General features: G+C 68.2%; 1 protein-coding gene. It reads left to right on the plus strand.

Going from position 1 to position 267, the window contains the following annotated elements:
• On the plus strand, positions 1-267 hold a 267-nt coding region (locus R0J87_RS21040), incomplete at both ends, for a hypothetical protein (RefSeq protein WP_498888705.1).

Genomic DNA, 267 nt, shown 5'->3' on the forward strand with positions numbered 1-267 from the left:
GCCTGAGATCGCGCAAGGCGTGTTCGGCGTATACGGCGGCGCGGAAAGCCGCTTTTCCGGCAATTTTGGTTTGAACCGCGGCACCGGCAATTCGACCGGTGGCGGAAGCAACGACGGCTGGCGCGCGCCGATTGCCGCGCAGCAACTACCCGACCTCGGCAGCGGCGGCTCGGGCTCGCTTACGCCGCAGGCGGAGCGGAAGCTCGGCGAACGCGTCATGCGCGACTTGCGCCGGGACCCCGACTATCTCGACGACTGGCTGGTACG

Source organism: Halomonas sp. SIMBA_159 (assembly GCF_046536035.1).
In the GTDB taxonomy this organism is placed as follows: Bacteria; Pseudomonadota; Gammaproteobacteria; order Pseudomonadales; family Halomonadaceae; genus Vreelandella; species Vreelandella venusta_A.